General features: G+C 27.7%; 3 protein-coding genes and 1 pseudogene. 1 reads left to right on the top strand and 3 read right to left on the bottom strand.

The window, feature by feature from the left end; genetic code table 11:
- From KQ44_RS07695 to KQ44_RS07685, 3 genes and pseudogenes are all read right to left on the bottom strand, one after another.
- Positions 1-328 (bottom strand): annotated as a pseudogene (locus KQ44_RS07695) (DUF4349 domain-containing protein); the annotation flags it as partial.
- 216 nt (positions 329-544) lie between these two features.
- Positions 545-2,134, bottom strand: coding sequence for a peptide ABC transporter substrate-binding protein (locus KQ44_RS07690; RefSeq protein ID WP_096736918.1), 1,590 nt, complete (start codon positions 2,132-2,134; stop codon positions 545-547).
- A 439-nt stretch (positions 2,135-2,573) separates the two neighbouring features.
- Complete coding sequence (locus tag KQ44_RS07685) at positions 2,574-4,418, bottom strand: methyl-accepting chemotaxis protein (protein WP_096736917.1); 1,845 nt, start codon at positions 4,416-4,418, stop codon at positions 2,574-2,576.
- Positions 4,419-4,632: 214 nt separating this feature from the next.
- Between KQ44_RS07685 and KQ44_RS07680 the strand changes: the two genes are divergently transcribed.
- On the top strand, positions 4,633-4,920 hold the full coding sequence (locus tag KQ44_RS07680) for a hypothetical protein (RefSeq protein ID WP_240516542.1): 288 nt from the start codon (positions 4,633-4,635) through the stop codon (positions 4,918-4,920).
- Positions 4,921-4,963: the final 43 nt, after the last annotated feature.

The raw sequence follows: 4,963 nt of genomic DNA, 5'->3' as shown, positions 1-4,963 counted from the left end.
AGGTATTCTTATTGTAAGGTAATATCTGTTTTTTTGAGGATTCTACATTATCAAAATATCCTTTATATTCTTTTATTTTTTCTTCTACGCTTTTATATGTTTTTTCAACATCTTTTGAATTAATTGTTATATTAGCGGTTATAATTAATTTTCTCTCAATATTTTCACTTGTATTAATATCTTCTCTTTCATCAGATATTTCTTCTTCGGTAATACTTGCTGCAGTATCATAAGAGGATTTAGAATAAAGATTAGTAGATGTCCCACTGTTTCCGCCGCATGATAATAATAAAAATATGCTTATTAATATTATGATTGTTTTTTTCATAACTATTACCCCCATTAATAGAAATATATTATAAACATATCATGTATTATTATTTTTTCAATATTATTTTAATTTAATAGAATGCTTATAATATACTTGTGGTAAAACTATTTTTTAAAATTAGTAATTACTGAATAATTTTTTAATATGTATTGTTTAATAATAAAAAAATAGGGCTTAATAATAATTATTATAAGCCCTATTTTAATTTTTTATTTATTTTTCTATATAAGCATAAAAAAATCTTGGAGGTATAACAGCACTAATCATAACACCTTTTAATTCTGGTCTTACGAGTATAACTCTGCTGTAGAAATACAAAGGTATGAAAGGCATATCATCCATTAATACATCTTCTGCCTTATGAAGAGTCTGCATTCTTGAAACTTTATCTCCGTTAGTAAGTGCAGATTTTATAAGCTCTTCATATTCTTTATTATAATAACTTCCTGTATTTTGCGGACTATAGCTTAAGAAAGTATCGAGAAAAGTCATAGGGTCATTATAATCTCCCATCCAGCCAGAACGTGCTATTTGGAAATTTTTATCTCCTCTAGTAGTCTGCATAAATACTCCCCATTCAAGCTGATTAACTATAGTATCTATATTCAAATTTTCTTTCCACATTTGCTGCACAGCTTCAAATATATTTTTTGAACTTTCTGATTCAACAGTAAACTCTATAACAGGAAAATTTTTTCCCTCAGGGTATCCAGCTTCAGCAAGCAGTCTTTTTGCCTCTTCTATATTTTTAGCATAATCCTCTTCTTTTGTGCTGAAATAATCTCCTCCATTTTCTCTGAAAGAGCCTTCTATATCATATACTGGAGGAGGAACTAAAGCAGCAGCAGGAGTTTCTGCTCCCTTAGTAACGTTTTTTATTATATAGTTTCTGTCTATTGAAAGAGAAAGTGCATTTCTTACTCTTTTATCTTTTAGCACTTCATTTGTAGTATTAACAGATAAAAAATAAATTGCAAGCAAAGGAACATAATCAATATATCCTTCTTCTGTCAATTTAGGTATATCCTGAAGAGGAGGATTGCTTCCAAACATCAAAGTACCGTTTTCTATAGAAGATATTATAGTATTAGGATTATCTAAAAGTGCAAATGTAAGTTTTTCTGCGGTGATATTTTCACTGTTCCAATAATTTGTACTTTTTATCATTACTAATTTATCATTATTAATATGTTCGCTTACATAGTAAGGTCCGTTGCCTATATATTTTTTTTGAGTCCAAGAATCTCCATATTCGTTTATAATATCTTCTCTAAGAGGACTGTATATTGTAATTGCAAGTAAGTCCAAAAAGTATGCGGTAGGACTTTCTAATGTAACTTCTAAAGTATAATCATCTAATGCTTTTACTCCCAATTCTTCTATAGGAAGTTCGCTGTTAATTATTTTTGCTGCATTTTTTATAGGGTTTAGCTGATAGCTTACAGAACTTGCTGCTTTAGGATCAACCGCTCTTCTCCAAGCATATACAAAATCATTTGCTGTCACTGGCACTCCGTCATGCCATTTAGCATTTGTTCTTAAATGAAAAGTATATGTTAAATAATCATCGCTTATATCCCAACTTTCAGCAGCTGCGGGAATTAATTTATCATCTTTGTCTCTTGAGGTTAAGCCTTCAAAGGTATGAGCTATATATGCAGAACCGTCATATGTTTCTGTGTATGTAGGGTCTAAAGTTTTAGGTTCAGGTCCTATATTTATTAAAAGACTATCATTTGTTTTTGTATTTGAACATGATATTAAAAAAGTAAAATATAATAGTATTAACATTATTTTTTTCATAAGTAGTACTCCATTATTTTATCGCTTATGTTTTATTAAATTGATTTAAAAACATATTTTTTAATTATTATTTTATATTAAATTATAGAGTATGATTATTATATAGATGTTTTACTTGTTATATAAGGCATTTATTTAGTATTTCGAGATTCAGTTATTTTAAGAATCAAATCAGAAATATATCTATTTATATCTAATTTACATTGGTCAATAAAAAATGAAGCTCGTTATAAACTATATTTAATTACAAAATAATTATTAAAATATTTTTGCAGTGAATATATTTTTAAATTATATTTTTTTAATTAAGCAGCCTGCCTAATATAAGATTAGTCTCGGGAATCTTATATTTTTTATAAAATACTACCAAAGAATATAATTGATAAATATTAATTTTTTTCATAACTTAAAAATCTATTTATTTAATATATATTGTTTCTTATTTCGAAATATTAAAAAACTTAATGCTTCCTTCTAAAAATTTAGCTTTATCAAATAATTTTTTTGAAAGTTCGCTTGACTCTTCAGCTAATGAAGCATTCTGTGTAGTAGCACTTTCTATGTTATTAATAGCTATGCTTATTTGTGAAACTCCAGCCTCTTGCTCTAATGAAGTAGTGCTTATATTCTGCATTAATTCAGAAGTTCCTGATACTTTTTCCTGAAGATGCACAAATAATTCCTGAGATTCTCTTGCTGTTTTTGTTGCCGTATCTATTTTTTCTGCAGTATTATCAACAAGAGCAGTAATATCTTTAACAGAACTTTGAGTAGTCTGAGCTAAGTTTCTTACTTCGCTAGCAACAACAGCAAAACCTTTACCCTGTTCTCCTGCACGTGCTGCCTCTACTGAAGCATTAAGGGCCAATATGTTGGTTTGAAATGCTATATCTTCGATGATTTTAGTTATGTCTTTTATTTTATCGCTTGCTTTGTGAACATCTTCTATATTTGAAGTTGTTTGAGCTATTATATTAGCAGCCCCTTCAATATAGTTCATAGATTCTGACATCATATTTTTTCCAGATACTGAATTGTCTGCTGAAGCTTTTATTGTGGAAACTATTTCCTCTAAACTTGAAGCAGTCTCTTCCAGACTTGAAGCCTGAGATTCTGTTCTGCCAGATAGTTCAACACTGCTTTCCATCATTCTCTGAGAAGCTAAAACTATTTCATTAGAGGCTTCATTAACATCGCTTACAACATTTGCAAGTTTTTCACTCATTATATTAAATGCTTTTTCCAGTTCTCCGAATTCATCTTTTCTTAAAACTTCATTTTTATTTATTTCTATATTTCCTTCAGAGATTTTATTTGCTTTTTTCATCAGTTTATCCAAAGGACTCATAGTTTTAGTAATGTATGATACAGAGAAAAGGTTTATAAATATAATTGATAATATACATACTATTACAGCTATTCTTATCATACGTATATTTTCAGCATATATTATTCTGTTGTCTGCGGCCATAGATAGAGTCCAAGGCATAGTATCCATTTTAGTGTACACAGCAGTTCTTTTTTCTCCGTTAGAATCAGAAATATACTGAATAGTTCCTTCCAACAGTTCAGAGTTTAGTATTTCATTATAGCTTTCATTTGCAAGTGTATTTATCTGATTTCTGGTATCAAGCATTATATTTCTTTCATTGTTTATAGCCATCAATCTTCCACTTTCAGATAATTGAAGCTCTTGAAGTTTTGATAGTAAAGCGTCCCAATTAAGAAGCATGTATATAGTTCCTGCAAATATTCCGTTAGTTTTTACTCCAGCCATAATGGCAAAAGTCATTTCATTTCCAGTAGATGATTTTATTATTTTAGTTCCGTAGGCTACATCGTAATTATTTTTTACCAAATTATCCCAAATACCTGGTCTCAATTCTTTTATATTTCTTCCCAAATTTACGCTTTTTGAGTTTTGAAGTATTATTCCGTCTATATCAGTTATTCCTATATCTACAGAATATTTATTTATTTTTTCAAACTGCTGAAGAGTGCTTATTAATGCTGTACTTTCTTCAGCTGTTTTATTTCCATACAAGTAGTTGATAACGGCAGGTGTAATAGAATATGTTCTTACTAAGGTATTATTTTCTTCAAACCAAGTATCAAGCATATTTTTATATCCGCCTAAAGTATTATGATATCCGTCATATGTTGATTTAGTAATACCTACATATGATCTGTAAGACAATATAATTATTGTAATGATTAGAAGTATAGTTGTTATTATGCTTATAGTTAATGGCATTTTAAATCTTATAGAATGTCTTTTTTTCATATACAAAGCCTCACTAATAAAATATCGCTTAAATAGTATTATATATTCTAAAATATATCTAGTTATTTATCGTTTTTTTATGTAAAAAAAAGAGTTATCAATTTATTATTTTTTTAATATTAGATTAAGTAATTATATATATTTTTTTTATTTTTATTTGATAAATAATTTTTTATATGTTATACTTCTTTTCCGATATATAAAAGTAATAATAATGAAAAATAAATTAGAAAAAGCTTTTGGTTTTATTCCATTATTTATCATAATAATAGCAGTTTTATGGTATAAGCTACCTATTAATGGTATAAGGTGCTATCCTGAAAGTGTATCAAAAATAGATATATCTTATAGTGGAAAGTTAATATCTATAACTGATACTAATGATATAGACTTTATAATAAAAAGTTTAAATAGTATATCTTTAAATAAGGTGATACTAAAAATGGGTAATTCTAAGATAGGATATAACATTAATATTTATTCTACAAATAAAATATATTAAGCAATATTACTGTATATTCTTCAGAAGCAGCCTCCATAGGCAG

Origin of the sequence: Brachyspira sp. G79 (assembly GCF_002379365.1) — a bacterium.
Classification (GTDB): domain Bacteria; phylum Spirochaetota; class Brachyspiria; order Brachyspirales; family Brachyspiraceae; genus Brachyspira.
Note: the sequence above shows the minus strand (reverse complement) of the source record. Positions and strands in the feature narration are given on the sequence as shown.

Excerpts from the sequence above, each read along its gene's own strand:
- KQ44_RS07680 (WP_240516542.1), top strand. The coding sequence starts at position 4,633 with ATGAAAAATAAATTAGAAAAAGCTTTTGGTTTTATTCCATTATTTATC.
- KQ44_RS07685 (WP_096736917.1), bottom strand. The coding sequence starts at position 4,418 with ATGAAAAAAAGACATTCTATAAGATTTAAAATGCCATTAACTATAAGC.
- KQ44_RS07690 (WP_096736918.1), bottom strand. The coding sequence starts at position 2,134 with ATGAAAAAAATAATGTTAATACTATTATATTTTACTTTTTTAATATCA.